General features: G+C 72.2%; 27 protein-coding genes. 21 read left to right on the top strand and 6 right to left on the bottom strand.

Annotation, left to right across the window (positions count from 1 at the left end; genetic code table 11):
• The first annotated feature begins 11 nt into the window (after positions 1 to 11).
• The 6 genes from hxlA to ACIPKM_RS06355 all read left to right on the top strand — a co-directional run bounded on the left by hxlA (position 12) and on the right by ACIPKM_RS06355 (position 6904).
• Complete coding sequence (gene hxlA, locus ACIPKM_RS06380) at positions 12 to 650, top strand: 3-hexulose-6-phosphate synthase (RefSeq protein WP_402736386.1); 639 nt, start codon at positions 12 to 14, stop codon at positions 648 to 650.
• 67 nt (positions 651 to 717) lie between these two features.
• Positions 718 to 1806: a GNAT family N-acetyltransferase gene (locus ACIPKM_RS06375; protein ID WP_402736385.1), complete on the top strand. Its 1089-nt coding sequence runs from the start codon at positions 718 to 720 to the stop codon at positions 1804 to 1806.
• Positions 1803 to 2543, top strand: a complete 741-nt coding sequence (locus tag ACIPKM_RS06370; protein WP_402736384.1) for an alpha/beta hydrolase — start codon at positions 1803 to 1805, stop codon at positions 2541 to 2543. Before ACIPKM_RS06375 ends, ACIPKM_RS06370 begins: the two co-directional genes overlap by 4 nt.
• 130 nt (positions 2544 to 2673) lie before the next feature.
• The gene (locus ACIPKM_RS06365) at positions 2674 to 3441 is read left to right on the top strand and encodes an HAD family hydrolase (protein ID WP_402736383.1); all 768 of its coding nucleotides are present in this window, start codon (positions 2674 to 2676) and stop codon (positions 3439 to 3441) included.
• Positions 3442 to 3520: 79 nt separating this feature from the next.
• Positions 3521 to 6031 (top strand): glycoside hydrolase family 65 protein, encoded by a 2511-nt coding sequence (locus tag ACIPKM_RS06360; RefSeq protein ID WP_402736382.1) that lies wholly within the window; start codon positions 3521 to 3523, stop codon positions 6029 to 6031.
• Positions 6032 to 6136: 105 nt separating this feature from the next.
• Positions 6137 to 6904, top strand: coding sequence for an SDR family NAD(P)-dependent oxidoreductase (locus ACIPKM_RS06355; protein WP_402736381.1), 768 nt, complete (start codon positions 6137 to 6139; stop codon positions 6902 to 6904).
• Positions 6905 to 6934: 30 nt separating this feature from the next.
• On the opposite strand, the gene ACIPKM_RS06350 is transcribed toward ACIPKM_RS06355, so the two are convergent.
• Positions 6935 to 7321, bottom strand: coding sequence for a VOC family protein (locus ACIPKM_RS06350; protein WP_071295177.1), 387 nt, complete (start codon positions 7319 to 7321; stop codon positions 6935 to 6937).
• Positions 7318 to 7833, bottom strand: a complete 516-nt coding sequence (locus tag ACIPKM_RS06345; protein WP_402736380.1) for a DUF1697 domain-containing protein — start codon at positions 7831 to 7833, stop codon at positions 7318 to 7320. The genes ACIPKM_RS06350 and ACIPKM_RS06345 overlap by 4 nt, the downstream gene beginning before the upstream one ends.
• 75 nt (positions 7834 to 7908) lie before the next feature.
• On the opposite strand from ACIPKM_RS06345, the gene ACIPKM_RS06340 reads away from it, so the two are divergent.
• Positions 7909 to 8376, top strand: coding sequence for a hypothetical protein (locus ACIPKM_RS06340; protein WP_070417626.1), 468 nt, complete (start codon positions 7909 to 7911; stop codon positions 8374 to 8376).
• A 162-nt stretch (positions 8377 to 8538) separates the two neighbouring features.
• Here the strand turns inward: ACIPKM_RS06340 and ACIPKM_RS06335 are convergent, their stop codons facing one another.
• On the bottom strand, positions 8539 to 10011 hold the full coding sequence (locus ACIPKM_RS06335; protein WP_071295179.1) for an NCS2 family permease: 1473 nt from the start codon (positions 10009 to 10011) through the stop codon (positions 8539 to 8541).
• A 145-nt stretch (positions 10012 to 10156) separates the two neighbouring features.
• Between ACIPKM_RS06335 and folE the strand changes: the two genes are divergently transcribed.
• The 5 genes from folE to ACIPKM_RS06310 all read left to right on the top strand — a co-directional run bounded on the left by folE (position 10157) and on the right by ACIPKM_RS06310 (position 13916).
• Positions 10157 to 10768: a GTP cyclohydrolase I gene (gene folE / locus ACIPKM_RS06330; protein ID WP_402736379.1), complete on the top strand. Its 612-nt coding sequence runs from the start codon at positions 10157 to 10159 to the stop codon at positions 10766 to 10768.
• 140 nt (positions 10769 to 10908) lie between these two features.
• A complete protein-coding gene (gene folP / locus ACIPKM_RS06325; RefSeq protein WP_254790789.1) occupies positions 10909 to 11766 on the top strand; it encodes a dihydropteroate synthase in 858 nt (285 codons plus the stop codon).
• Positions 11763 to 12530 carry a pyrimidine reductase family protein gene (locus ACIPKM_RS06320; protein ID WP_402736378.1) on the top strand — a complete coding sequence of 256 codons (768 nt, stop codon included), beginning with the start codon at positions 11763 to 11765 and terminating at the stop codon, positions 12528 to 12530. The genes folP and ACIPKM_RS06320 overlap by 4 nt, the downstream gene beginning before the upstream one ends.
• Before the next feature lie 89 nt (positions 12531 to 12619).
• Positions 12620 to 13273 (top strand): HAD-IA family hydrolase, encoded by a 654-nt coding sequence (locus ACIPKM_RS06315; protein WP_071295181.1) that lies wholly within the window; start codon positions 12620 to 12622, stop codon positions 13271 to 13273.
• A 100-nt stretch (positions 13274 to 13373) separates the two neighbouring features.
• On the top strand, positions 13374 to 13916 hold the full coding sequence (locus ACIPKM_RS06310; protein WP_070417631.1) for a type 1 glutamine amidotransferase domain-containing protein: 543 nt from the start codon (positions 13374 to 13376) through the stop codon (positions 13914 to 13916).
• A gap of 162 nt (positions 13917 to 14078) precedes the next feature.
• Here ACIPKM_RS06310 and ACIPKM_RS06305 read toward each other — a convergent pair whose 3' ends face one another.
• Positions 14079 to 14648, bottom strand: coding sequence for a molybdenum cofactor biosysynthesis protein (locus tag ACIPKM_RS06305; protein WP_254790790.1), 570 nt, complete (start codon positions 14646 to 14648; stop codon positions 14079 to 14081).
• A 110-nt stretch (positions 14649 to 14758) separates the two neighbouring features.
• On the opposite strand from ACIPKM_RS06305, the gene ACIPKM_RS06300 reads away from it, so the two are divergent.
• The 5 genes from ACIPKM_RS06300 (at position 14759) to ACIPKM_RS06280 (ending at position 20324) form a co-directional block, all read left to right on the top strand.
• Positions 14759 to 16318, top strand: a complete 1560-nt coding sequence (locus ACIPKM_RS06300) for an AlkA N-terminal domain-containing protein (RefSeq protein ID WP_071295227.1) — start codon at positions 14759 to 14761, stop codon at positions 16316 to 16318.
• The gene (locus ACIPKM_RS06295) at positions 16315 to 16827 is read left to right on the top strand and encodes a methylated-DNA--[protein]-cysteine S-methyltransferase (RefSeq protein WP_070417632.1); all 513 of its coding nucleotides are present in this window, start codon (positions 16315 to 16317) and stop codon (positions 16825 to 16827) included. Before ACIPKM_RS06300 ends, ACIPKM_RS06295 begins: the two co-directional genes overlap by 4 nt.
• Before the next feature lie 159 nt (positions 16828 to 16986).
• The gene (locus ACIPKM_RS06290) at positions 16987 to 17805 is read left to right on the top strand and encodes an alpha/beta fold hydrolase (protein WP_071295182.1); all 819 of its coding nucleotides are present in this window, start codon (positions 16987 to 16989) and stop codon (positions 17803 to 17805) included.
• 17 nt (positions 17806 to 17822) lie between these two features.
• Positions 17823 to 18704 carry a hypothetical protein gene (locus ACIPKM_RS06285; RefSeq protein WP_070417634.1) on the top strand — a complete coding sequence of 294 codons (882 nt, stop codon included), beginning with the start codon at positions 17823 to 17825 and terminating at the stop codon, positions 18702 to 18704.
• Positions 18705 to 18848: 144 nt separating this feature from the next.
• Positions 18849 to 20324 (top strand): amino acid permease, encoded by a 1476-nt coding sequence (locus ACIPKM_RS06280; protein ID WP_070417635.1) that lies wholly within the window; start codon positions 18849 to 18851, stop codon positions 20322 to 20324.
• Between the two features lie 143 nt (positions 20325 to 20467).
• On the opposite strand, the gene ACIPKM_RS06275 is transcribed toward ACIPKM_RS06280, so the two are convergent.
• On the bottom strand, positions 20468 to 21202 hold the full coding sequence (locus tag ACIPKM_RS06275) for a LysE/ArgO family amino acid transporter (protein ID WP_402736377.1): 735 nt from the start codon (positions 21200 to 21202) through the stop codon (positions 20468 to 20470).
• Positions 21203 to 21271: 69 nt separating this feature from the next.
• Here ACIPKM_RS06275 and ACIPKM_RS06270 point away from each other — a divergent pair, with 69 nt between their 5' ends.
• Complete coding sequence (locus tag ACIPKM_RS06270) at positions 21272 to 22195, top strand: LysR family transcriptional regulator ArgP (protein ID WP_402736376.1); 924 nt, start codon at positions 21272 to 21274, stop codon at positions 22193 to 22195.
• Here the strand turns inward: ACIPKM_RS06270 and ACIPKM_RS06265 are convergent.
• Positions 22177 to 22722 carry a TetR/AcrR family transcriptional regulator gene (locus tag ACIPKM_RS06265; RefSeq protein ID WP_083295158.1) on the bottom strand — a complete coding sequence of 182 codons (546 nt, stop codon included), beginning with the start codon at positions 22720 to 22722 and terminating at the stop codon, positions 22177 to 22179. The genes ACIPKM_RS06270 and ACIPKM_RS06265 overlap by 19 nt on opposite strands.
• Before the next feature lie 116 nt (positions 22723 to 22838).
• Here ACIPKM_RS06265 and ACIPKM_RS06260 point away from each other — a divergent pair, with 116 nt between their 5' ends.
• The 3 genes from ACIPKM_RS06260 (at position 22839) to ACIPKM_RS06250 (ending at position 26715) form a co-directional block, all read left to right on the top strand.
• Positions 22839 to 23873, top strand: a complete 1035-nt coding sequence (locus ACIPKM_RS06260; RefSeq protein ID WP_402736375.1) for an aldo/keto reductase — start codon at positions 22839 to 22841, stop codon at positions 23871 to 23873.
• 344 nt (positions 23874 to 24217) lie between these two features.
• Complete coding sequence (locus ACIPKM_RS06255) at positions 24218 to 25978, top strand: glycosyltransferase (RefSeq protein WP_402736374.1); 1761 nt, start codon at positions 24218 to 24220, stop codon at positions 25976 to 25978.
• Positions 25975 to 26715, top strand: coding sequence for an HlyD family efflux transporter periplasmic adaptor subunit (locus ACIPKM_RS06250; RefSeq protein WP_092385340.1), 741 nt, complete (start codon positions 25975 to 25977; stop codon positions 26713 to 26715). The genes ACIPKM_RS06255 and ACIPKM_RS06250 overlap by 4 nt, the downstream gene beginning before the upstream one ends.
• Positions 26716 to 26719: the final 4 nt, after the last annotated feature.

The raw sequence follows: 26719 nt of genomic DNA, 5'->3' as shown, positions 1-26719 counted from the left end.
AAGGCACACCCATGCAGATCCAGTTCGCCATCGACACCCTCACCACCGAGGCCGCGCTCGACCTCGCCGCGAAGGCCGCCCCGAGCGTCGACGTCCTCGAGCTCGGCACGCCGCTCATCAAGAGCGCCGGGCTCTCCGTCATCACCGCGATGAAGGAGGCGCACCCGGACAAGACCGTGTTCGCCGACCTCAAGACCATGGACGCCGGCGAGCTCGAGGCGGACATCGCGTTCGCCGCGGGCGCCGACCTGGTCACCGTGCTCGGCGTCGCCGGGGACTCCACCATCGCGGGCGCGGTCGCCGCTGCCGAGAAGCACGGCAAGGGTGTCGTCGTCGACCTCATCGGCGTCGCGGACAAGCCCGCCCGGGCCCGTGAGGTCGTCGCCCTCGGCGCGCAGTTCGTCGAGGTGCACGCGGGGCTCGACGAGCAGGCCGAGGAGGGCTTCACCTTCGCCACCCTGCTCGAGGCCGGCGAGGCCTCCGGCGTCCCCTTCTCGATCGCGGGCGGCGTGAACGCGTCGTCGATCGCGGCCGTGCAGGCGTCCGGAGCGATCATCGCCGTCGCCGGGAGCGCCATCTACAGCGCGGACGACGTCGCAGCCGCGGCGGCGGAGCTGCGTGCGGCCGTCACGGAGGCTGCGGCGGTCTGATCCGGTCCAGGAGGCGCGGGTCGGCCCGGCAGGGTCGGCTCGCACCCGCGGGCGGTAGCGTCGGGGCGTGACGATCGCGCTGCGCCGGGTGACGGCGGACGACTGGGAGACCTGGCGTCCGGTCCGGCTCGCGGCGCTCGCGGACGCTCCCGAGGCCTTCGGGTCCACGCTCGCCGACTGGGCCGACGCGCCCGAGCACCGGTGGCGGACCCGCCTCTCGATCCCCGGAGCGCTCGACCTGCTCGCCCACGCCGAGGACGACTCCGTCGTCGGCATGGCCAGCGGCGTCCCGGGCGAGGACCCCGGCACCGCCGAACTCATCTCGATGTGGGTCGACCCCGCCGCCCGCGGCCGAGGGGTCGCGGCCGCGCTCATCCGTGCGGTCGCGACCTGGGCCGCGAGCGCCGGGGCCGACACCCTCGAGCTGTCGGTCATGCCGGACAACGCCACGGCCCGTCGCACGTACGAGCGCTGTGGCTTCACCGCGGCCGACGAGCCCGGTGACCCGCTGCCCGACGGTCGGTACGAGGTCGTGATGCGTCGTGACCTCGCCGCCGAGCGCACGCTGGACGCCTACGAGCGTGCTGCCGACCGCTACGCCGAGCGCACCGACGACCACCGTGCCGGGCTCGTCGACGACCTGCTCGCACTCGTCCCGGTCGGGGCGCGGGTGCTCGAGCTCGGGTCGGGCCCGGGGCGTGACGCCCTCGCGCTCGAGGCGGCCGGACTCGTCGTCGACCGGACCGACGGAGCGCGGTCGTTCGTGGACGCGCTGCGGTCCGCGGGGCACGAGGCGCGCCTCGTCGACGTGCGCTCGGACGCGTTCGGCGGCCCGTACGACGCCGTGTTCGCGAACGCCGTGCTGCTGCACGTCGGTCGGACGGAGCTCGAGGGCGTCCTCGTGCGGCTCCGCGACGCCGTGCACCCCGGCGGTGTGCTGGCCGCCACCGTGAAGCTCGGCGACGGCGACGCGTGGAGCACGCGGAAGCTCGACCTCGCGCGACACTTCACCTACTGGACACCAGGACCCCTGGCCGAGGTCGTCACCCGTTCCGGCTGGACCGACGTCGACGTCCGTGAGACCACGCGCCCGGGTGCCGACGAGCGCTGGCTCACCGTCACCGCCCGACGCCCGCAGGAAGCAGGGAGACCATGAACCGAGCACTCCGCTGGACCGCCTGGGTCGTCGCCGTGATCGTGCTGATCGCGGTGGTGTTCCTCGTCTGGGCGAACATCGTCATGCAGGGCACCCGGAGCGCGGCGCTGCAGGTCTGGCGGGACGACCGTGTGGCCGTCCGGGACGCCGGGGACGCCGTGGTGATGACGCCGACCGGCACCGCGAACGGCGCGGGCATCGTGTTCATCCCGGGCGCGAAGGTCGATCCGTACGCGTACATGGCGACGTTCCGGCAGGTGGTCGCCAGCGGGACGACCGTCGTCATCACGAAGCCGACGCTGCACCTCGCCTTCTTCGACACCCGCCCGCTGTCGACGTTCGAGTCCCACGCCCCCGGCGTCCGGTCCTGGGCGGTCGGCGGGCACTCGCTCGGTGGCGTGCGCGCGTGCCAGCTCGCGCCGGACGCCGACGGGCTGCTCCTGCTCGGCAGCTACTGCGCGAACGACATCAGCAAGTCGTACATCAGCGTGCTCAGCGTCTCGGGGTCGCGTGACGGGCTCTCCACCCCCGAGAAGGTCGACGCCGCGCGGCACCTGCTGCCGTCGAACGCGATGACGGTCGAGGTGCAGGGCGCGAACCACGCCGACTTCGGTGCGTACGGTGCGCAGCCCGGGGACGACACCGCGACGATCTCGCGGACCGACGCCCGGCAGCAGATCGGTTCGGCGATCGAGGAGTGGGTGCGGACGCTGCCGTCGGGCGCTGCGCTGCGCTGAACCTCCTGCACAGCGAACGAGTGTGTGAACTCTTCCCACAGGGGCCCGGCGCGCCTGAACGCCGGTCCTGGAGCGGTCCTAGACTCGTCCGGAAGCAACGTCGACGACCCCGTCCCCCGGAGGGCAGCACATGACGACGCCGGACCGGCGCACACCCGCGCGACTCGCTGACCAGCGAGCGCTCCTGTTCGACCTGGACGGTGTCCTCACCCCCACCGCCGACGTCCACATGCGTGCGTGGAGCCGGCTGTTCACGCCCTACCTCGCCCAGCACGGCGTCGCTCCGTACACGGAACAGGACTACTTCGCGTACGTCGACGGCAAGCCCCGGTACGACGGGGTGCGTTCTCTGCTCGAGTCCCGCGGCATCGACCTGCCGCAGGGCACCCCGGACGACCCGCCGGACGCCGACACGGTGTGCGGGCTCGGCAACCGGAAGAACGCCGAGTTCACGGCCGAGCTGACCGAGCACGGGGTGGAGCCCTACCCCGGTTCGCTCCGGTTCCTCGTCGCCGCCATCCACGCCGGGTTGTCCGTCGCCGTCGTGTCGAGCTCCGCGAACGCCGTGCAGGTGCTCCGCACGGCCGGCATCCTCGAGCGCTTCCCCGTGGTGGTCGACGGCCTCGTCGCCCGCGAAGACGGTCTGGCCGGCAAGCCCGCGCCCGACACCTACCTCGACGCCGCGAGCCGGTTCGGCCTGACCGCTGCCGAGTGCGTCGTGGTCGAGGACGCCACGAGCGGGGTCGAGGCGGGACGGAACGGTGCCTTCGGGCTCGTCATCGGCGTCGATCGCGGAGCCGGGGCCGACGCGCTCCGGGCGCACGGTGCCGACGTCGTGGTCGGCGACCTCGACGAACTCGTCGACGAGCTGCCGGAACCGGCCACGAGCACGACGTAGGCGCCAGCGGCCGGGGCGATCCGCGCCTCCAGGCCCTCCCGACCCTCCCCACGAACACCCTCCTCCCCCACGGAGCACCATGAACCCCATCACCTCCGACCCGCTGGACCGCGTCCGCTACCCGATCGACGAGTGGGCCCTCGTCGAGACCGAGTACGCGCCCGACGAGCAGGGCGTCGCCGAGACGAACTTCGCCGTCGGCAACGGGTACCTGGGCCTGCGCGGCAACCTCGACGAGGGTCGTGGCGGCGTGCAGTACGGCACGTACATCAACGGTTTCCACGAGACCTGGCCGATCCGCCACGCCGAGGACGCCTTCGGCTTCGCGAAGACCGGGCAGACGATCATCAACGCGCCCGACGCCAAGGTGATCCGCCTGTACGTCGACGACGAACCGCTCGTCCTGGCCGAGGCGGACATCCTCCGGCACACCCGGCGGCTCGACTTCCGGGGCGGGTACCTGTTCCGCGAGACCGAGTGGTCGACGCCCTCGGGCAAGCGCGTCCTCATCCGGTCGCGACGGCTGGTGTCGTTCACGGACCGGCACCTGGCGGTCATCGACTACGAGGTGACCGTGCTCGATGCGGACGCCTCGATCCTGCTGTCGAGCCAGATCCTCAACCGGCAGGACGTGCAGGACGAGTACCACGCGGGGATGCGTGCGGCGGCGAACGCGTTCGACCCGCGCAAGGCCGAGGCGTTCACCGAGCGGGTGCTCGAGCCGAAGCTCAAGCGCAGCACCGGCGGCCGTTCGCTGCTCGGGTACCAGGCGGCGAGCTCGGGCATGACGATCTGCGTCGGCGTCGAGCACCACCTCGAGACCGAGAACAGCTGGGACGAGTCCTCGTCGATCGAGGACGACCTGGCGAAGCACGTCTACCGCGTGCAGGCGCGCGCCGGGCAGCCGATCCGCCTGACGAAGCACGTGGTCTACCACACGTCCCGCGGGGTCCCGGCGCGCGAACTCGCCGACCGCTGCGAGCGGACCCTCGATCGCTCGCGTGCCGAGTCCGTCGACGCCGCGTTCGCGCGGCAGGCCGAGTGGATGGACGACTTCTGGGCGCGGAGCGACGTCGAGATCGTCGGGCAGCCCGCGCTCCAGCAGGCCGTCCGGTGGAACCTGTTCATGCTCGCGCAGGCCACGGCCCGGACCGACGGGCACGGCATCGCGGCGAAGGGCGTCACGGGCTCCGGGTACGGTGGCCACTACTTCTGGGACATGGAGATCTACGTCCTGCCGTTCCTGTCGTACACGGCGCCGATCGTCGCCCGGAACGCCCTGCGGTTCCGCTACAACATGCTCGACGCGGCTCGGTCCCGCGCCCGCGAGCTGAACCAGCACGGCGCGCTGTTCCCCTGGCGGACGATCAACGGCGAGGAGTCCAGCGCCTACTACGCCGCCGGCACCGCGCAGTACCACATCGATGCGGACATCGCGCATGCGCTCATGCAGTACGTCCGCGCCTCGGACGACCGCGAGTTCCTCAAGCGCGGTGCGATCGACATCCTCGTCGAGACCGCCCGCCTGTGGGAGGACCTCGGGTTCTGGCGGTCGAACGGCGACAAGAAGTTCCACATCGACGGCGTCACCGGTCCCGACGAGTACACGACGGTCGTCGACGACAACCTCTACACGAACGTGATGGCCCGGGCGAACCTGTGGTTCGCCGTGAACGCCTGCCGCGAGCTCGCAGCCGACGACCCGGAAGAGTACGAGCGCATGGTGCGGCGGACCGGACTGCAGGCGCAGGAGGTCACCGACTGGGAGCACGCGGCCGAGTCGATGGAGATCCCGTTCGACCCGCACCGTGGCATCCACCCGCAGGACGCCCAGTTCCTCGACAAGGAACTCTGGGACCTCGACAACACCCCCGAGAGCAAGCGCCCGCTGCTGCTCCACTACCACCCGCTGGTGATCTACCGGTTCCAGGTCCTCAAGCAGGCCGACGTCGTGCTCGCGCTGTTCCTGCAGGGGCACGAGTTCACCGCTGCCGAGAAGCGTCGCGACTTCGACTACTACGACGCCCTCACGACGGGCGACTCCACGCTGTCGGCGGTCGTGCAGTCGATCATGGCGGCCGAGGTCGGGTACCACGACCTCGCGCTGCAGTACTTCCAGACGGCGCTGTACGTCGACCTCGCCGACCTGCACGGCAACACGACCGACGGGGTGCACATCGCCTCGACGGGCGGCATCTGGGGTGCGGTCGTGAACGGGTTCGGCGGCATGCGGGACCACGGCGGCCGGATGACCTTCAACCCGCGGCTGCCGAAGGACTGGTCGCGGATCACCTACCGCCTGACGGTGCGCGGATCGCGCGTGCGCGTCGACCTCGAGCAGGACGCCATGACCTTCACGGTCGAGACGGGCTCCGGGTTCACCGCGTGGGTGCACAACCAGCAGTGGGACGTCACCGCCGGCGAGCCGACCGTCGTGCCGCTGCCGCACCAGGGCCCACGGATGTCCGGGCGCGCGCCGACGACGGCCGACATCCAGGGCACCCTGCGTGCCGACGGATCGGTCGTCACGGCGTCGATCCCGACGATCTCGCTCGACCGCGACCTGGAGCCGGACGACACGACCGCCTGACACCCTCCGAACGCGCCCAGGCGGGTGCGGGCACCATGGCTCGCCGTGCCCCGCTGGGCCGATGGCGTCTCCCCGGGCACGGATCGTGCAACGAGAGGAGACACCATGGGCAACCGGTTCGAGGGCAGGGTGGCGCTCGTCACGGGTGCCGGGTCCGGCATCGGCGAGGCGACGGCGCGGGCGTTCGTCGACGAGGGCGCGTCCGTCGTCCTGACCGACAGCGTCGACGAGAAGGTGCGATCGGTCGGCGACAGCCTGCCGAGCGACCGGGTCGTGGCGCTCCACGCGGACGTCGCGAGCCCGGCCGATTGGCAGCGGGTCGTCGACACGGCCATCGAGCGGTTCGACCGCATCGACGTGCTCGTGAACAACGCCGGCACCTTCAGCTCCGGCGACATCACGGACATCACGCCGGACGAGTGGCACCGCGTGATCGAGACCGACCTCTCCAGCGTGTTCTACGGCACCCGGGCGGCGCTGCCGTTCCTCCGTGCCACGAAGGGGTCGATCGTGAACACCTCGTCGGTGTCCGGCGAGGACGCGGACTGGCGGATGAGCCCCTACAACGCGGCGAAGGGCGGTGTCTCGAACTTCACCAAGGCCGCCGCACTCGACAACGGGCAGTTCGGCGTCCGCGTGAACGCCGTGGCGCCGGGGCTCGTGTGGACGGACCTCACGCAGGACCAGGCGGAGGACGAGGAGCTGCAGGAGAAGTTCGAGGAGCGGATCGCCCTCGGCCGCGCGGGTCGTGCGCACGAGGTCGCGGCGGCCGTGCTGTTCCTGGCGAGTGACGCGGCGTCGTTCATCACCGGGGCGATCCTGCCGGTCGACGGTGGCACCACCGCGAGCAACGGGCAGCCGCCGCAGTCCTGAGCGTGGTTGCCCGCGTCCGGTCGTCGCCGCTCAGTCGGCGACGAGTTCGACCTTGAACCGTTCGGCGTCCTCGAGGAACGCCGCCTGGTGGTCCGGCCCGCCGGCGTGCGGATGGCGGTCCTCGTAGAGGCGTCGCCATCCGTGCGCGGGCGCGGCCGCCCAGATCCGGGCCACGTCGTCGGTGCCACCGGCGTGGAACGCGAGGTGGCTCAGGCCCGGGCGTCGTCGATCGTGCTCGCCCGGCAACGGGGCGGTCTCGAGCACGACGTACAGGTCGCCGAGCCGCCAGCTCCGCCCGTCGGGCCACCGCTGGAAGGGCTCGTGGCCGAGCTCGGTCAGGAGCCAGTCCCACGCGGGACCGGACGCGTCGAGGTCGGCGGTGCGCAGTTCGACGTGGTGCAGACCACCCCGGCTCACAGGAGCTTCCGGAGGGTGTTCGCGTTGCGGGTCGTCGTCGTCCGCTTGAAGCGTGCGGCACCGGCCCGCTTGGCGAACACCGTGTCCGTGCTCGACCCCTTCGGGCACGACCAGTAGACGACCCCCTCGCCGCGTGCGACGCGCTCGACGGACTCATCGACCTCGAGGTCGGCCAGCAGGTCGTCGAGGGCGTCCTCGTCGGAGCCGAACACGACGTAGTCGTGGCGGTCCTCGGCGGTGGGGAACGGGAAGCCGTCCACGACGGCAGCGAGCTCGTCGTGGGGGACGAGCACGATCCAGGCGTCGTAGCCGAAGCGGTCCCGGAGCGACTGCTCGATGTCGGTCTTCAGGGCGGCGGCCGTGCCGTCCGAGCCGAACACCACGTTCCCCGAGGCGAGGACGGTCCGGACGTCCTGGTAGCCGCGTTCCCGGAACAGCGCCGCGAGTTCGGCGCTCCTGATCGTGATCCCGTTGACGTTCACCCCGCGCAGCAGCGCGACCCACCTGGTCATGCCCGAACCGTACCGCCCCCGGCCGACCCCCGGCACCTCGGAGCGGTGGGAGCAGCGGTCCGGTAGACGGGACCCATGACGAACGACGCACCGCACGACGACGCACAGGGCCCCGACGAGCAGCACCGCGTGCCTGAGGGGGTCTCGGACGCCACGGTCGAGGCGCTCGGCACCCTGTCGGCAGCGGTCGAGGTGATCGAGCACGCCCGCGGACTGCTCTACGGGTTCCACCGGCTGACCGGGATGGCGGACCTGAACCTCGGCGAGGCCGTCGAGCAGCTCCGGGACGCGGGCCACACCGAGCTGGCGGACCGCATCGACTCGGAGCTCGTCGGACGCAACGTCATCGCCGGCCGGTGGACGTTCCAGGTCGTCGAGGACTACGACGACGGGTACTACGCCCTCGCGAAGGAGCTCGAACGGACCGCGCGGGACGAGCTCGTGCAGGGACGGAAGCACCTGTTCGAGGCGGGCATGAAGGAGGACCGGCGCTCCCGGGGCCGACGCCACCACGAGGCGACGCCGGCCGACCTGGCGGACTGAGGCCGCGCCTCCCGGGCCCGGTGCCCGCGCACAACGTAAGTCGCCCCGAACCACGACTGTCCGTGGTTCGGGGCGACTTTCGTTGTGCAAAACGCGAACGCAGCGGGCGGACGCAAGCGCGAACGCAGCGCCGCGCCGCGCCGCGCCGCGCCGCGCCGCGCCTCAGCCGACGCCGAGCAGCACCTCGAGCGGCCCCCGCGCGAAGTACAGCAGGAAGCCCGCCGCCACGACGTACAGCAGCCACGACACCTGACGGCCGCGACCGGACAGCAGCTTGATGAGCACCCAGCTGATGAAGCCCGCACCGATGCCGTTCGCGATCGAGTAGGTCAGCGGCATGATCACGATCGTCAGGAACGCCGGCAGCGCCGCCCCGAAGTCGGTCCAGTCGATGTCCTTCACCTGCGCCACCATGAGCGCACCGACGACCACGAGCCCGGCGGCTGCGACCTCGAGCGGCACGACCTGCGTGAGCGGCGTGAGGAACATCGACGCCAGGAACAGCAGACCGGTGACGACGGAGGCCATGCCGGTCCGGGCGCCCTCGCCGATGCCGGCGGCGGAGTCGATGAACACGGTGTTCGACGACACCGAGGCGCCACCACCCGCGATCGCGCCGGCACCCTCGACGACGAGCGCCGACTTCAGGCGCGGGAAGGTGCCGTCGGGGTTCGCGACACCGGCGGCCTTCGCGAGGCCGGTCATCGTGCCCATGGCGTCGAAGAAGTTCGTGAAGACGAGGGTGAAGACGAGCATCGACGCGGCGATGGGGCCGATGCGGGTGAAGGCGCCGAAGACGTCCGCGTGACCGACGAGCGACAGGTCGGGCACCGCGAACAGCGCGGAGGGCAGCCCCGGCGCGTTGAGGTTCCAGCCGGTGGGCGAGTCGACCGAGGTCGGTACCTTGAAGATCGCCTGCAGGATGATCGCGATGACCGTGGTCGCCACGATGCCGATGAGCAGGGCGCCCCGGACCTTGCGGGCCATCAGCGTGCCGATGATGACGAGGCCGATCAGGAAGACGATGGTCGGCAGTGCTGCGATGGAGCCGTCCTCGCCGAGCTGCAGCGGCGGGGAGGCGTTCTTCGTGGTGCGGACGAACCCGGAGTCGACCAGGCCGATGAACGCGATGAACAGGCCGATGCCGACGGTGATGGCCGCCTTGAGCTGCGCCGGCACGGCCGTGAAGATCATCGTCCGGATGCCGGTCAACGCCAGGATCACGATCACGACGCCGTTGATGACGACGAGGCCCATCGCCTCGGCCCAGGTGACCTGGTGCACGACGCTGACGGCGAGGAACGAGTTGATCCCGAGCCCCGCGGCGATGCCGAACGGCAGGTTCGCGATGAGGCCCATCGCGATCGTCATGAGCCCGGCGACGAGTCCGGTGGCCGCGGCGACCTGGGCGTTCTGCAGCCAGCCGCCGAGGACGTCCTGCGGCGCCTGGTCCTGGCTGAACCCGCCGAGGATGAGCGGGTTGAGGATGACGATGTAGGCCATCGTCACGAAGGAGACGAGGCCGCCCCGGATCTCGCGGGGGATCGTCGATCCGCGGTGCGTGATGGAGAAGAAGCGGTCGAGGCCGGTCGCGAAGCGGTTCCGGGGCGTGGTGTCGGTCTGCGGGGCGCTCACTGAACAAGCTTAAAGGGCGCTGGGTTTCCGGCACGTCACAGCTTCCTTCCAGGGGATTTCCTGGAGGCGCGGCTCGCCTCGACGGGGTACGTCACCCCCGGTGGCCGGTCGCGTTCTGCGGCCAGGGCTGGTGTTGGATGGACGGGTGAACCAACGTCTGGACCGTGCGCGCATCGAGTCCGCCGTGCGGGAGCTCCTGCTCGCGATCGGCGAGGATCCCGACCGCGCGGAACTCGCCCGCACGCCCGCTCGTGTGGCCGAGTCGTACGCCGAGTTCTTCTCCGGCATCGGGACGGACGCGGTGGCGATCGCCCGCGACGGCACGGTCCACGCCGAACCGGGCGACCGCGGGCAGCTCGTCATCGTGCGCGACGTGAAGTTCCGGTCCGTGTGCGAGCACCACCTGCTCCCGTTCCTCGGTGTGGCGCACCTCACGTACGCGCCGGGGGACCGGCTCATCGGCCTCGGCACGCTGTCGCGCGTGCTCGACGCGGTGGCCTCCCGTCCGCAGCTGCAGGAGCGGCTCGGCGAGCAGGTCGCGGCGACCATCGCCGAGGGGCTCGGGGCCGCCGGCGTCCTCGTGGTCCTCGACGCGCAGCACCAGTGCGTGACGACCCGTGGGGAGCGGCAGACCGGGTCGACGACCGTGACCGTGGCGGCGACCGGCACCCTGGCCGAGGCCGCCGGACGGGCCGAGGCGATCGCCCTGATCGGTGCAGGCGCGGACGTCGGAGCCGGCCGCGGGGCGGACGCGTGACGACCGAGCGAGGCGGGTCGCCTCCCTCGCAGGCTCGGTCGGCGCGCCCCGCGCAACGCTTCGCGTCGCCGCTGAGCGGGGCGCGCCAGGGCCCTGCTGCCACCGCACCCGGGTGGGTCGTCCCCGACTTGCGCGAGCCCGTGCGCACCATCGGCCGCCGGACCGTCGACTTCGACCACCGCATCGCCGTCATGGCGATCGTGAACCGCACGCCCGACTCGTTCCACGACCGCGGCGCGACCTTCGCACTCGACCGTGCCGTCGAGGCCGCCGTGCACGCGGCCGAGCAGGGCGCGGACTGGGTCGACATCGGCGGCGTGAAGTTCGCGCCGGGGCCGGAGCTGCCCGCCGCCGACGAGATCGACCGCGTCGTGCCCGTCGTCCGGCAGCTCGCGCAGGAGTCCGACGTGACGATCAGCGTCGACACCTTCCGGCCCGAGGTCGCCGCAGCGGCGATCGAGGCCGGTGCGAGCGTCGTCAACGACACGACCGGGCTGTCCGACCCCCGGATGGCGGCCGTCGTGGCGGACTCCGACGCGACGATCGTGATCACGCACTCGCTGGCGGAGCCCCGTCGTCCGCTGCCGGCCCCGCCGCAGTACGGCGACGTGACGACCGAGGTCGTCGGGTTCCTGCGCGAGCGGGTCGACCGGGCCCTCGCGGCCGGCATCCCGGAGTCGCGGATCATCGTCGACCCGGGGCACGACCTCAACAAGAACACGGTGCACACGCTCGAGCTCACCCGACGCCTGCCCGAGGTGGTCGCGCTCGGCTACCCGGTGCTCGCGGCGGTCTCGAACAAGGACTTCGTGGGGGAGTCCCTCGGGCGTCCCCGCGGTGAGCGACTGGCCGGGTCGTTGGCGGTCGCGACCGTGAGCGCGATGCTCGGCGCGCGGATCGTCCGGATGCACGACGTCGCCGAGAGCGTGGACGCGATGCGCATGGTCGAGGCGACGCTCGGCTGGCGGGCACCGGTGGAAGCGCGGCACAACACGTGAGCGTCCTCCCGCCGTCGATCGCCGACCTGTCCGACGACGAGCTGCTCGCGCTGTACACGGCGGGGGCGGTCGCACCCTGGTTGCGGGTGAACTTCGTGACGACGCTCGACGGCTCGGCGACGGGCGCGGGCGACGGGGTCTCGGGTTCGCTCGGCGGGCCGGACGACCTGCGCGTGTTCGACCTGCTGCGCCGGGTGGCCGACGCGGTGCTGGTCGCCGCCGGGACCGTCCGTGACGAGGGCTACGGGCCGATGGTGCTGCACGACGCCGACGTGGCCTGGCGGCGGGCACACGGGCTGCCCGACCACCCGGTGTTCGCGATCGTCTCGGGCTCGCTGTCCCTCGACCCGGCGTCCCGGGTGTTCACCGAGGCGCCGGTGCGTCCGATCGTCCTCACCTCGACGACCGCAGCGTCGTCGCCCCGGGCCGCGGCGCTCGCGGCGGTCGCGGACGTCGTGCCGTGCAGCTCCGACGACGACCCGGACACGGTCGACCCCGTCGCCCTGCGGGACGCCCCGGTGTCGCGCGGCCTCGGCACGGTGCACTGCGAGGGCGGACCGACGTTCTTCGGGGCGCTCGTGGCGGCGGACCTCGTGGACGAACTCACGCTGACGGTCGACCCGTCGCTCGAGGGTGGCGCCGGCCCGCGCATCACCCGCGGCGGTTCGCCCGACCTCCGGCGCTTCCGGCCGGCCCACGTGCTCCTCGGGCGTGACGGTGTGCTGCTCACCCGGTACGTGCGGGCGCTCGACCCCGGCGAGTGACCGGCACCACGCGCCGGACCCCGGCGAGTGACCGGCACCGCGCGCCGGACCCCGGCGAGTGACCGGGGCGGCACGCTAGGGTCGGGCGCGTGATCGACATCGTGGCGTCCGGGGTCCTCTTCGACATGGACGGGACGCTCGTCGACTCGACCGCGGTGGTCGAGGCGACCTGGACCCGGTTCGGCGTCGAGCACGGCATCGACCCCGCGGAGATCCTCGCCTTCTCGCACGGCCGCCAGGCGATCAGCACGATCCAGCGCTTCCTGCCCGACCTCGACCACGACGAGCAGCTGCGGATCGCTGCCGGGCTCGTCGCCGAGGAGCGCGAGAGCACCGAGGGCATCTCGGAGGTCCCGGGCGCCGGGGCGTTCGTGTCCCGCCTGGTCGACGCCGGGGTGCCGGTCGCGATCGTCACGAGTGCGCCCCGCGACCTCGCGGTGGAGCGGATGCAGGCCGCCGGGGTGCACGTGCCCGAGGCGCTCGTCGCCTCCGAGGACGTCGAGCACGGCAAGCCGCACCCGGACGGGTACCTGCGCGGTGCGGCGCTGCTCGGTGTCGACGCCGCCGACTGTGTCGCGTTCGAGGACGCACCCGCCGGGCTCGAGGCCGCGATCGGCTCCGGGGCGACCACGGTCGTCGTGGGGACGCTCGAGGCCGACGTCACCGCGGGGCTGTACCGGGTGGGCGGCTACGACGGCATCTCCGTGGAGCGCGAGGGAACGGCCTTCCGCATCCGCGGCTGACCCGACCGCGGCCCACGGCTGTCCACCTGCGGACGCTTCCAGCGCTCCCCGACGACGCTGATCGTGCGGCCGGAACGACCGGGCCGCGGAAGGAACGACCATGGCAGCACTCGACGGCAAGAAGATCCTCGTCATCGCGACGAACTACGGCGTGGAGCAGGACGAGATCGTCGTCCCGATCGACCAGCTCCGCGAGCGCGGCGCGACGGTGACGGTGGCGGCGCAGGAGACCGGGGCGATCGCGACCCTCGTCGGCGACAAGGACCCGGGCCAGCACGTCGACCCGGACACCACCATCGCCGGTGTCAACGCCGGCTCGTTCGACGCGCTCGTCGTCCCCGGGGGCACGATCAACGCCGACACCCTCCGCACCGACCAGCAGGCGGTCTCCCTCGTGCAGGCATTCGCGGAGGCCGGCAAGCCCGTCGCCGCGATCTGCCACGGGCCGTGGACCCTCATCGAGGCCGGCGTGGTGTCGGGGAAGACGATCACGTCGTTCCCGTCGCTGCAGACCGACGTGCGGAACGCCGGGGCCGAGTGGGTCGACCAGGAGGTCCAGGTCGACGGCGGGCTCATCACCTCGCGGAACCCGGACGACCTGCCGGCGTTCGTCGACGCGATCGAGTCCGCACTAACCGCCTGACCGGCCCTGCGCCCACTCGCGATCGAGTCCGCACTGACCGCGTAGGAGGCTGGGCCGAGTCTCGGCTCGGCGGACTCGGCGTGGGCTGCGGCAGCGCGAAAGAGTCCGCGGGCCCGAGTCTCGGCGCGCTGGCGCGGCGAGCGCGCCGGGCGCGCCGGCGCGTCAGGGGAGCGCGACGGGGCGGGCCGTGCGGAGCACCGCGGGACCGAGGGCGAGGACGCCGTCGGACTCCGGGTCGCACCGCACCCCGCCCCGCCCGCGCATCGCCCGGAACGCCCCCGGGGCCACCTCGTGGTCCATCCAGGCGCACGGGTTCGCCGGCCGGTACCCGCGGAAGCGGACCACCCCCTGCCCGGAGTCGAGCGTGAACGGCTGGCCCCGGAGCGCCTCGACGTCCGCCCCGCGGAGGAACACGTTCCGCCGGGTCGCGACCGGGTCGACGGCCGCACCGAGTTCGGCGGCGACGGCGTCGAGCCCCTCGAGACCGATCACGGTCACCGAGGCGTGCACATGCGCCCGCGACGCGAAGTACCGGTCGCCGACGATCCCGAGTCCCGCGCGCAGCTCGACGCGATCGCGCAGGTCGTCCGGCTCGCCGTCCACGGCGGGCAGCGCCCCGTCCGCCGGTCGCCCCTCGTACCGGTGCCGCCGGGACACCAGCAGCAGCGCGATCTCGACGTCGGTCCGGAAGGGCAGGTCGCCGGAGCCGGCCACGTCGTCCACGTCGGTCACCCACCCCACGCTAGCCGCGCCTCCAGGCCGCCGTTCCCGCACTGACGGACGTCCGCTGCCCTGTCTGATTTCCGCCAGTCGATGTCGGTGAGCCGTGTCAGGCTGTGGGCATGTCCACCGCACCAGACGCACTGCACGCCGAGCGCTACCGGGTCGTCGCCTCCCGCGATGCCCGGTTCGACGGGCAGTTCGTCACCGCCGTGCACTCCACCGGCATCTACTGCCGCCCCTCGTGCCCGGCCCGGACGCCCCGGGAGTCCGGCGTCACCTTCTACCGCACCAGTGCCGCCGCGCACCTCGCCGGCTTCCGCGCCTGCAAGCGCTGCCTGCCCGAGGCGACACCGGGCAGCCCCGAGTGGGACCTCCGCGAGGACGTCGCCGGACGCGCCATGCGCCTCGTCCTCGACGGCGTCGTCGAACGCGACGGCGTGCCCGGTCTCGCCGCCCGCGTCGGGTACTCCGAGCGGCAGCTCAACCGCATCATGACCGCCGAGCTCGGTGCCGGGCCCAAGGCGCTCAGCCGGGCGCACCGCGCACAGACCGCGCGGACGCTGCTCACCTCGTCCGACCTGCCCGTCGCGGACGTCGCGTTCGCCGCCGGGTTCGCGAGCGTCCGCCAGTTCAACGAGACCGTGCGCGAGGTCTTCGCGGTCACGCCGACCGAGCTCCGCGCACGCCGTACGCTCCGACCGGTCGCGGACGGGGCGCTGCACGTGCACCTGCCGGCGCGCGCGCCGTTCGACGCGCAGGGGCTCCTCGACTGGCACGCGCTGCACGCCCTGGCGGGCACGGAGCAGGTGGAGGTCGACGACACCGGGCGGGTCACGTCGTACGGACGGGTGCTCGACCTGCCAGGAGGCGCGGCCTGGTTCAGCGCCTCGGCTTCCGTCCCCGGGGTGGCCGGGCGGGGGACCGGGATCGACCTGCGCGTGCGGGTCACGGACCTCTCCGACCTCCCGACGCTCGTGGCGCGGGTGCGCTCGTACTTCGACCTCGACGCCGATCCGGAAGCCGTCGACGCCGTGCTCGGCGCGGTGCCCGAGCTGGCCGACGCCGTCGCCCGGGTCCCCGGCATCCGGCTGCCCGGCGCCGTGGACCCGCACGAGATCGTCTTCCGGACCCTCATCGGCCAGCAGGTGTCCGTCGCGGCGGCCCGGACGGCGCAGACACGGCTGGTCGCGGCGCTCGGTGCGCCCGTGCCGTCCGCGATCGCGCCGGACGGCCTGCTGTTCCCGTCCGCCGCCGTCATCGCGGCCCGCGGGCACGAGGTGCTCCGTGGCCCGGCTGCCCGCGTCGACACGATCCTCCGGGTGGCCGCCGCGCTCGCCGACGGGTCGCTCGTGGTCGACGGCGGGCAGTCGCTCGACGAGCTGCGCGCCGGACTCCTCGCGGTGAAGGGCATCGGGCCCTGGACGGCCGACTACGTGGCGCTCCGGGTCCGCCACCACCCGGACGTCTTCCTCCACAGCGACCTCGCCGTGCGCAACGGTGCACAGGAACTCGGGCTGCCCGGTTCGGCGCGCGAGCTCTCCCTATGGTCGGAGCAGGTGGCGCCGTGGCGGAGCTACCTCACGATGCACTGCTGGCGACCGATCATCGACCGCGCGACGGCGACGACCGGTGCGACCCACACGACCGCGGCTCCGGCCGCCCGGAAGGACGAACGATGACCGATGCGACGATCCAGACGCTGGACACCCCCGACGGCCCCTTCACCGTGCTCGAGGACACCGAGGGCCGTGTCCTCGCCTCGGGCTGGACGGACGACGCGGAGCGCATCCTCGCGCGCCTCGCCGACCGGCACCGGCCGGAACGCGTGGTCGACGGGCGTGTGGCCTCGGCGGACGCCGTCGACGCGTTCTATGCGGGCGAGGTCGAGCACGCGATGCAGGTGCCGGTGCGTCAGTTCGGCACCGAGCTCTTCGCCGAGGGCTGGCGGCAGCTCCGACTGATCCCCGCCGGCGGGACGTTGACCTACACCGGGTTCGCCGCCGCGATGGGGCGACCCGACGCCGTCCGGGCCGCGGCGAGCGTGTGTGCGCGGAACGCCCCGGCGCTGTTCGTGCCGTGCCACCGCGTGCTGCGGACCGACGGCACGCTCGGCGGCTTCGCGTGGGGGCTCGACGTGAAGCGGTCCCTGCTCGAACGGGAGTCGGTGGGCACGACGGCCCTGGTCTGAGTCGAGAGCGGCCGGACCGGCGTTCTCCCCCTGGTTGCGGGTGTCGACGCGGGGGCACGGGGCTGTCATGCTCGACACAACCGACCCGCCAAGGACCAGACCCGAAGGACCCCACGCGCGCCAGCGGCGCACCGCGGTCGACCCACCTTCGAGGACCCCATGGACCAGCACGTCGACCGCACGGTCGTCTCCGCGGACGGCACGGTGCTCGCCGTGTCCGACGCCGGGACCGGCCCCGCGCTCGTCGTCGTCGGCGGAGCGTTCGACCACCACGGCACCCCGTTCGTCACCGGCCTGACCGCGGCCCTGCACGACCGCTACCGGGTCATCACCTACGACCGACGCGGCCGCGGCGCGAGCGGCGACACCGACCCGTGGGCGATCGAGCGCGAGGTCGAGGACCTCGCGGCCGTCGTCGCCGACGTCGAGGGTCCCGTCACGGCGGTCGGCCTCTGCGTGGGCGCGGGCGTGGTGCTGCACGGCCTCGCGGGCGGGGTCCGACTCGACGCCGCCGTGCTCTGGGAACCGCCCTACCGCGCCACCGTCGACCCGCACGCCGACGACGTCGTCTTCGCGGACGTCCTCGACGAGCACGTCGCGGTCGGACGTCGTGCCCAGGCCGTCCGGGCGTTCCTCGCGCACGTCCTCGGCGTCCCCATGGGCCAGATCACCGCACTCCGGCTGAAGGGTGCGCTGTGGCGGTCCCTCGTGGTCGACGCGCACGTGCTGAGCCGTGACGTCCGGGTCCTCAACGGTCTCGCGATCCCCGAGCGGGTGGCTGCAGCCGTGGGCGTGCCCGTCCTCGTCGCGGCCGGTGGCGACGGCCTCGAGTGGATGCGGCAGGCGGCCCGGGCGGTCGTCGAGGCCGTCCCGGGTTCGGAGTACGCCGAGGTGCCGGGGCAGGGACACGTGCCCGCACCCGAGGCCCTCGGCCAGCTGCTCGACCGCTTCACCGCGCGGACGGCCGCACGGCGCTGACCACCGGGGCTGCAAGGATGGTCGTCGTGAACGCACCTCGCCTCGGACTCCTGCTCGACGTCGACGGGCCCATCGCCAGCCCCGTCTCGCGCACCATCGCGATCCCGAGCATCATCGAGGACCTCGTCGCGCTCGCGGCCGAGGGCATCCCCGTCGTGTTCAACACGGGGCGGAGCGACGCCTTCATCCGGCAGGAGGTCGTCGGACCGCTGCTCGCCGGCGGTCTCGCCGCGGGCGGCCGCGTGCACGCCGTGTGCGAGAAGGGCGCCGTCTGGTGCTCGATCGGCCCGCAGTACGAGGGCGGCATGGGCGAGCTGACCGTCGCCGAGGACCTGGCGCTGCCGCGGGACTACGCCGACGAGATGCGCGAGCTCGTCCGCGACGAGTACGCCGACCTGGTCTTCTTCGACGAGACGAAGCGCGCGATGGTCTCGATCGAGCAGCGCGTCGAGGTGCCGAACGCCACGTACCTCGCCCGCCAGCCGGAGTTCGACGCGAAGGCCATGGCCGCACTCCAGCGCCGCGGGCTCGGGGTCCGCCGGCTCGACGACGTCCGCCCCGACGCGGACGGTGCCGTGCAGTGGCGGATCGACCCGACCATCATCTCGACCGACGTCGAGTCCGACCGCAGCGGCAAGGACATGGGCGCCGAGCGGTCGCTCGAGCTCCTCGCGCAGGACGGCGAGCTGCCCCTCGCGTGGCGGACGATGGGCGACTCCCGGAGCGACTACGCGATGGCGGACTGGCTGCACGCGAACGGCCACGAGGTGGCGCACGTCGACGTCCGCCCGTCCGACGGGGTCCCGGCGACGCCCTACCCGGTGCTCACGGCACCCGACGGCGTGATCCACGACGACGCCGGAGCGCGGTTCCTGTCGGACTGGCGCCGGTCCGTCTGAGCCGAGCCGCGCCTCCCGGGCCCCGGACCACGCGCTGTCGCAGGCCGCGCTGCCGGGCCACGCCCGTCCGCGGTGTTTGCGTGTCGGGGTGGTACACCAGTAATGTCGCGGGGTCCGCCGCCAGCCGATGACGGGATCCACCCCATGGCACAGAAGCTCCGCATCAAGTCGATCGAGGCCTCACTGGCCGACTCCGAGGAGCAGGGCCGGTCCCTGAAACGCTCCCTGAAGACGTTCGACATCGCCGCGATGGGGATCGCGGTCGCCGTCGGCGCCGGCATCTTCTCGGTCGGTGCGAACGCCGCCGCGAACTTCGCCGGGCCCGGCGTCATCATCTCGTTCCTGCTCGCCGCCGTCACCTGCGGCCTCGCGATCATGTGCTACGCCGAGTTCGCCTCGACGATCCCCGTCGCCGGCTCCGCGTACACGTTCACCTACGCCACGATGGGCGAGCTGCTCGCCTGGATCGTCGGGTGGGACCTCATCCTCGAGACCCTCACCGCCAGCGCCGTCATCGCGAAGTACTGGGGCATCTACCTCAGCACCGCGTTCGAGGTGTTCGGCGTCGACCTGCCGAGTACGATCCAGCTCGGTCCGATCCCGTTCACCTGGGGCCCGGTCCTGATCGTCGGCATCTTCACGGTGCTGCTCGCGTTCGGCACCCGCCTGTCGTCGCGGGTCTCGGCCGTCATCACGGTCATCAAGGTCGCCATCGTCGTGTTCGTCATCGTCGCCGGAGCGTTCTTCGTCAAGGCCGCGAACTTCACCCCCTTCATCCCGCCGGCGTCGCCCGCCCGCGGTTCGGAGGGGAGTGTCTGGACCCAGTCGCTCGTGTCCTGGTTCACCGGCTCGGAGCCCGCCCAGTACGGCGTCTTCGGCCTGCTCGCCGCGGCCTCCCTCGTGTTCTTCGCGTTCATCGGCTTCGACGTCGTCGCGACCAGCGCCGAGGAGACCGAGAACCCGCAGAAGACCCTGCCGCGCGGCATCTTCATCGGCCTCGGCATCGTGACGCTGCTCTACGTCGGCGTCAGCGTCGTCATCACGGGCATGGTGTCGTACCAGCGCCTGGCCGAGGAGAAGACGCCGTCGCTGGCATCGGCCTTCGACATCGTCGGACTGCCGTGGGCCGCCGGCATCATCGCGATCGGCTCCCTGATCGGTCTGACCACGGTCGTCATGGTGCTGCTGCTCGGCCTGTCCCGCATCGTCTTCGCGATGAGCCGCGACGGCTTGCTGCCGCGCTGGTTCTCGAAGACGAACGAGAAGACGCAGACGCCGGTGCGCGTCCAGGTCGTCGCGGGTGTCGTCGTCGCGCTGCTCGCCGGCTTCACCGCGGTCGACAAGCTCGAGGGCATGATCAACATCGGCACCCTGTCCGCGTTCGTGCTCGTGTCGATCGGGATCATCGTGCTCCGTCGTTCGCGGCCGGACGCGCCGCGTGCCTTCCGGGTGCCGTGGTCGCCGGTGCTGCCGATCGTCTCGGCGGTGCTGTGCTTCTGGTTGATGCTGAACCTCGAGGTCGAGACGTGGCTCCGGTTCGTCATCTGGCTCGTCGTCGGGTTCGCGATCTACTTCGGGTACAGCCGTCGCAACAGCCGGGTGGGCAAGGGCCTGCAGTAGGGCGCGCGCGGGCGCGCTCTGGCGCCGGCGCTGGCGGGCGGGTCGAACCACGTTTCCGACACCGAACCACGCGCGGGGGCTGGTTCGGTGTCGGAAACGTGGTTCCACGCGGTCGTGGGCGCGGCCACCCGCCGTGCGCCGCGTCAGGCGCCCAGTGCGAGCGCCGCGCCGAACCCGAGCATGACGAGCGCGACGAGCCCGTCGAACACGCGCCACGTCAGCGGCTTCGCGAACAACGGTCGCAGCAGCCGTCCGCCGAACCCGAGCGCGCCGAACCACAGGCAACTCGCGAGGACCGCCCCCACCGTCCACCACCACCGCTCCGCCGGCCCCTGCTGGTTCGCGACGGACCCGAGGAACACGAGCGTGTCCAGGTAGACGTGCGGGTTGGCCCACGTGAACAGGAGCATCGTCACGACGGCCGTCCGCATGGTGACGGCGCGGTCGGTTCGTCGGGGTCCTGGAGGCGCGGTGCGCGTCCGTCCCGCACCCACCGTCGCCGAGGTGGCCGGTCCCACCGCCGCGGTCGCCACCGGCACGCCGTCGTCCGCCGCCGCCGACTCCACCCGCATCGCCGCGCCGGACGGCCACAGCGCCCGCCGAGCCGCGAGCACCCCGTAGGTCACCAGGAACGCCGCACCGACGAAGCGGATCACCACGAGCGCCACCGGGAATCGCTCCACCACGACCCCGACACCGAGCACCCCCGCGAGGATCAGCACGGCATCCGAGAGCGCGCAGACCACCACCGCTGCTGTGACGACCCGCACCGACGAGGTCACCGCGAGCCGGAGCAGGTACGTGTTCTGCACACCGATCGCCACGATGAGCGCGAGCCCGGTACCGAGGCCGGCGAGCAGGGGGAGGAGTGTGGTCACGGTCCGACCGTACGGCCGCGTCCAGGTGCAGTACAGCTCACGTTCCTGATGCTGCGTAAGCTCAGCTGCATGCCACGACTGCAGCGCGAACACCTCGAGACCCTGCTCGCCGCGGTCGACCACGGGACGCTCGACGCCGCGGCCAGAGCGCTGTCGATCACGCCGTCGGCGGTGTCGCAGCGCATCAAGTCGATGGAGCAGCAGGTGGGCCGGGTGCTCCTGCAGCGGACGACGCCCGTCCGCCCGACCCCCGACGGCGAGGTAGTCCTCCGTCACGCACGGCAGGCCCGGCTGCTCGACGAGGAGACCACCCGGGCGCTCGGCGGCGGCGACTCGGTCGTCCCGTCGATCCCGCTCGCGGTGAACGCCGACTCGCTGGGCACCTGGTTCCTGGACGCGCTCGCCCGCGTGCGTGCCGACACCGAGGTCGTGTTCGACCTCCACCGCGAGGACCAGGACCGCACCGCCGAACTCCTCCGCGCGGGCACGGTGATGGCGGCGGTCACGGCCGAGGCCGAGCCGGTGCAGGGGTGCTCCTCGGTGCCGCTGGGGATCGACCGGTACCGGGCCGTCGCCTCCCCGTCGTTCGTCGCCCGGTACCTGCCGGGTGTCGACAGCGAGCAGCGGATGACACGGCTCCTCGACCGGGTGCCCCTCGTGGACTACGACCGCGACGACGACCTGCAGCAGGGGTACCTGCGGCGGGTGCTCGGCCACGCGCCGTCCGGGCCGCGGCACTTCGTCCCGACCTCGGCGGACTTCGCCCGTGCGGTGTCGCTCGGCTTCGGCTGGGGGATGCTGCCGGAGGCCCAGTGCCTCGATGCCCTCGACCGGGGTGACCTCGTCGAGCTCACTCCCGGTCGTCGGGCGGACGTGGCGCTCTGGTGGCAGCGCTGGAACCTGGCCTCCCCGCTGCTCGAGCGCGTGACCGAGGCCGTCCGGGCGACCGCGGCCGAGCGGCTCCACCCCGCCGGTCAGGCCGTCGCGCGGTAGCGGAGCCCGTCCACGAGCAGCCCGACGAGCAGCTGGCTCTGCTCGATCGTCGGAGCGCCGTGGCACAGGTCGGCCACCGCGTGCAGGAGCTGCTGCGCGTCGACGTCGGGGCGGATCGTCCCGGCGGCCGCCGCGGCGTCGAGGAGCCCACCGAGGGCGCCACCGAGCCGCGCGAGGAAGTAGTCCGGCAGCGCCTCGAACGCCGGGTCGCCCGAGTGCAGGGCGGCGGCGAGCCCGCGCTTCGTCGCGACGAACTCGGTGAACCGCTGCAGCCACAGGGCGAGCGCCTCGTCGGGAGCGTGCGCGGCGGCGAGCTCGTCCGCGGCGGCCGCCGTCGACTCGACCGCCCGCTGGAACACCGCGACGACGAGGTCCGAGCGCTGCGGGAACCGCCGGTACAGCGTGCCGACGCCGACCCCGGCCCGGTCCGCGATCAGCTTCGCGGGGGCGTCCACCCCGTCGGTCGCGAAGACGGCCTTGGCGGCGTCGGTCAGGGCGTCGGCATTGCGTCGGGCGTCGGCGCGCACGGAGTCCTCCTCTTGCGTAAACGGAAAGCCGTTCCGTATAGTTCCGGAAGAGCGTTCCACTTCGGGCCACGATACGGCACCGACACCCGGAACGCCATCGACAGGAGGAACCGCACATGCAGTACCGCACCCTCGGCCGCACCGGCATCCAGGTCAGCCCCTTCGCCCTCGGCGCCATGATGCTCGGCACCGACGGCAGCATCGGCAACGGCGACGAGCAGGACTCGATCCGCATCGTCCACCGCGCACTCGACGCGGGCATCAACGTCATCGACACCGCCGACCGCTACTCGCAGGGCGGCTCGGAGGAACTGCTCGGCAAGGCGCTCGCCGGCCGCCGGGACGACGTCGTCATCGCCACCAAGTTCAACGGCCCGATGGGCGACGACCCGAACCGGCGCGGCAACTCCCGGCGGTGGATCACGCAGGCCGTCGAGGGGTCGCTGCGGCGCCTCCGGACCGACCACATCGACCTGTACCAGGCGCACCGACCCGACGACACGGTCGACCTCGAGGAGACCCTGTCCGCCCTGACCGACCTGATCAGCAGCGGCAAGGTCCGGGCGATCGGCAGCTCGGACTTCCCCGCGTCGATGCAGGTCGAGGCGCAGTGGACGTCGGAGCGCCGCGGGCTCGAGCGCTTCCGGACGGAGCAGCCCACGTACTCGATCCTCAACCGCGGCATCGAGCGCGAGGTCCTCCCGGTCGTCCAGCGGTACGGCATGGGGTCCCTCGTGTGGAGTCCCCTCGCCGGCGGCATGCTGACCGGCCGCTTCCGGAAGGGCCAGGACACCGACCTCGCCCGCGCGACCATGTTCCGGCACAACCGCGACGAGCGACGGATCGACGCCGTGGAACAGGTGGTCGCACTGTCCGAGGAGACCGGCATCCGGATGACCCACCTCGCGATGGCCTTCGCGATCGCGCACCCCGGCGTCACGAGCGCCCTGATCGGCCCGCGCTCCGTGGAGCAACTCGACGACCTGCTCGCCGGCGCCGACGTGGTGCTCTCCGACGAGGTCCTCGACCGCATCGACGCGATCGTCCCGCCGGGCACCGACGTCGGACGGCTCGACCAGCAGTACCAGCCGCCGGCCGTGCTCGACGCCACCCTGCGCCGACGCCCCGCCGCGGGACGCTCCGCGGCCTGACGTCGCGTCGGGGGCGGCCGCTTGCGGGAAACCGCACGATCGCCGCCCCCGAGACTTGTTCACACGTTCGTCACGAACCAGCACCACCGTCGGACCTACGCTCGCAACACCGACGGCGACGGGCCGTCGACAGCACGACCGCACCACGACACGACACACCGAACACCGCGACCGCACCCACGGTCGCGAGCACCGCCGGCGCAGGATCCCTAGTCCCTCGCCGGCCGGACCTCCCGAGGGTCCGGATCCATGTCGCCGCAGCCGCCGACGCCCGTCTCACGATGCGTCGGCGCCTGCGCTCGACCACGCGTGAGTCCTCTCCGAACCCGACAGGAGACCACGCCATGTCCGCACCACCCGACGTTCGTCGTACCCAGACGCCACTCCGAGCACCAGAGGCGACCGACGAGCTGCAGTCCTTCGACTTCCAGCTCCCGGCACCGCTCACGCCGCGCGACCGCGAGCGCGCCCGACGCCGCCGGCAGACCGAGCCGGTGCCCTACGTCCGACCGCGTGCCGAGAGCCGGGCGCACAGCCCCGTGATGGTCCTCATCGTGCTCGTCGCCACGCTCGGCGTGATGGCGTACGCGGTGTTCCTCCTCGACCCGGCGAACCGGGGCGACTTCCTGCCGTACGGGCTCGTGATCGTCGCCGAGAGCGTGCTCGTGGGGCAGGCGCTCCTGTCCATGTGGACGATCCTGTCCGGCGGCTCCGACCCCCGGGACTTCGCGTTCCACCACACCCAGGACACCCTGTTCGACCGCGACACCATCGCCCGCAGCGGCGCCGCCGACCAGCCCCACCGCTGGCCGATGCACGTGCGCGGACGCCGGGTGGACGTCGACGTCTTCATCACCGTCTACGGCGAGGAGCTCACCAAGGTGGCCGCGACCGTGCAGGCCGCGGTGGCCATGCGCGGCGAGCACCGCACGTGGGTACTCGACGACGGGCGGAGCGACGAGGTGCGGGCGCTCGCCGAGGAGCTCGGCGCCCGGTACGTCCGTCGGCTCTCGTCGCACGGCGCGAAGGCGGGCAACATCAACCACGCGCTGACGCTCGCCAAGGGCGACTACTTCGCGGTCTTCGACGCGGACTTCGTGCCGAAGCCGGACTTCCTGTTCGAGACCGTGCCGTTCTTCGCCGACGACGGGATCGCCTTCGTGCAGACCCCGCAGTCGTACGGCAACCTCCACAACCTCGTCTCGCGGGGTGCCGGGTACATGCAGACGGTGTTCTACCGGTTCATCCAGCCCGGCCGGAACCGGTTCAACGCGGCGTTCTGCGTCGGGACGAACGTCATCTTCCGCCGCGAGGCCATCGACGAGATCGGCGGCATGTACACCGACTCGAAGTCCGAGGACGTCTGGACGAGCCTGATGCTCCACGAGCGCGGCTGGAAGACCGTCTTCATCCCGATGACCCTCGCCGTCGGCGACGCCCCGGAGACCATCGAGGGCTTCACCAAGCAGCAGCTCCGGTGGGCCACGGGCGGCTTCGAGATCCTGCTCACGCACTTCCCGTTCCGCCCGAAGCACCGGCTGACGATGGACCAGCGGCTGCAGTACCTCGTCACCGCGAGCTTCTACCTGACGGGCATCGTCCCCGGGCTCCTCCTGCTCGTCCCGCCGCTCGAGATCTACTTCGACCTGCGCCCGATGAACCTGACGATCGGGGCCGGCGAGTGGGTGCTGTTCTACCTCGGCTTCTACGGTGCGCAGGTGCTCCTCGCGTTCTACGCCCTCGGGTCGTTCCGGTACGAGACGCTCCTGCTCGCCGCGGTCTCGTTCCCGATCTACGCGAGCGCGCTCTGGAACGTCGTCTGCTGCAAGGAGCAGGCGTGGCACGTCACCGGCGCCTCCCGTGGTCGGACGCCCTCCCCGTTCAACTTCATCGTCCCGCAGGTGCTCGTGTTCGTGTTCCTGGCGTTGACGAGCGTCGTGGCGGTCTGGCGTGACCTCGACAACGGGCAGCTGACGCTCGCGACGGCCTGGAACACCACGAACACCCTCGTGTTCCTCGCGTTCATCATCGCCGCGTTCCGCGAACAGGCCCGGAACCGCGTGACGGACCGGCTGACCGCGATGCTGGACGGGGTGACGGCATGACCTGGACGAACCGACTCCGGCTGTTCGCGGGACTCATCGTGGTGCTCGTCGTCGTGGCGGCGTGCACGCTCGTCTTCAACCAGCGGCAGAGCGCCGTGGCGAGCACCTCGGCGGCGATCGCCGCGCAGGAGTACGCCGTCGGCACCGACTACGGCGGGACCGTCACCGAGGAGTACGTCGAGGAGGGCGACACCGTCCGGAAGGGCGACCAGCTCCTGCAGGTGCAGAGCCTCCAGCTCGCGCAGGACATCCGGAAGGGCGTCGTGGGCGCGAACACGCAGACGAGCGCCTACGACATCGGCGCCGACGGCTTCATCACGTTCAAGGCCGAGGTCTCCGGCACCGTCGCCAAGGTCGACGTGAAGACCGGCGGATACGTGCAGGCCGGCTCCGAGCTCGGCACGATCCACAAGGAGGACAGCCTCTTCGTCACCTCGAGCTTCATCGTGACGGCCCGGGACTACGGGCGCATCCGGAACGGCGCCGCGGTCGACCTGGTGCTCCCGAACGACACGACGATCCGGGGCACCGTGAAGAGCGTCAGCGTCGAGACCAACGACCAGGGACAGGCGAAGACCACGGTCGACGTCGAGAGCCCCGAGCTCTCCGCGTCGCCGTCGAGCGGGATCACGAGCCCCGGGACGCCGGTGGACGCCACCCTGCACCTGCGGGACGACGGCCGGCTCGCGGGCGTCACGGACCTCGTCCGTGACTTCGCGCGGCAGATCGGACTGTAGCCCC

The organism is Curtobacterium sp. NPDC086286 (assembly GCF_044746255.1).
Lineage (GTDB): Bacteria > Actinomycetota > Actinomycetes > Actinomycetales > Microbacteriaceae > Curtobacterium.
This window is presented reverse-complemented; position numbering and strand designations above follow the sequence as displayed.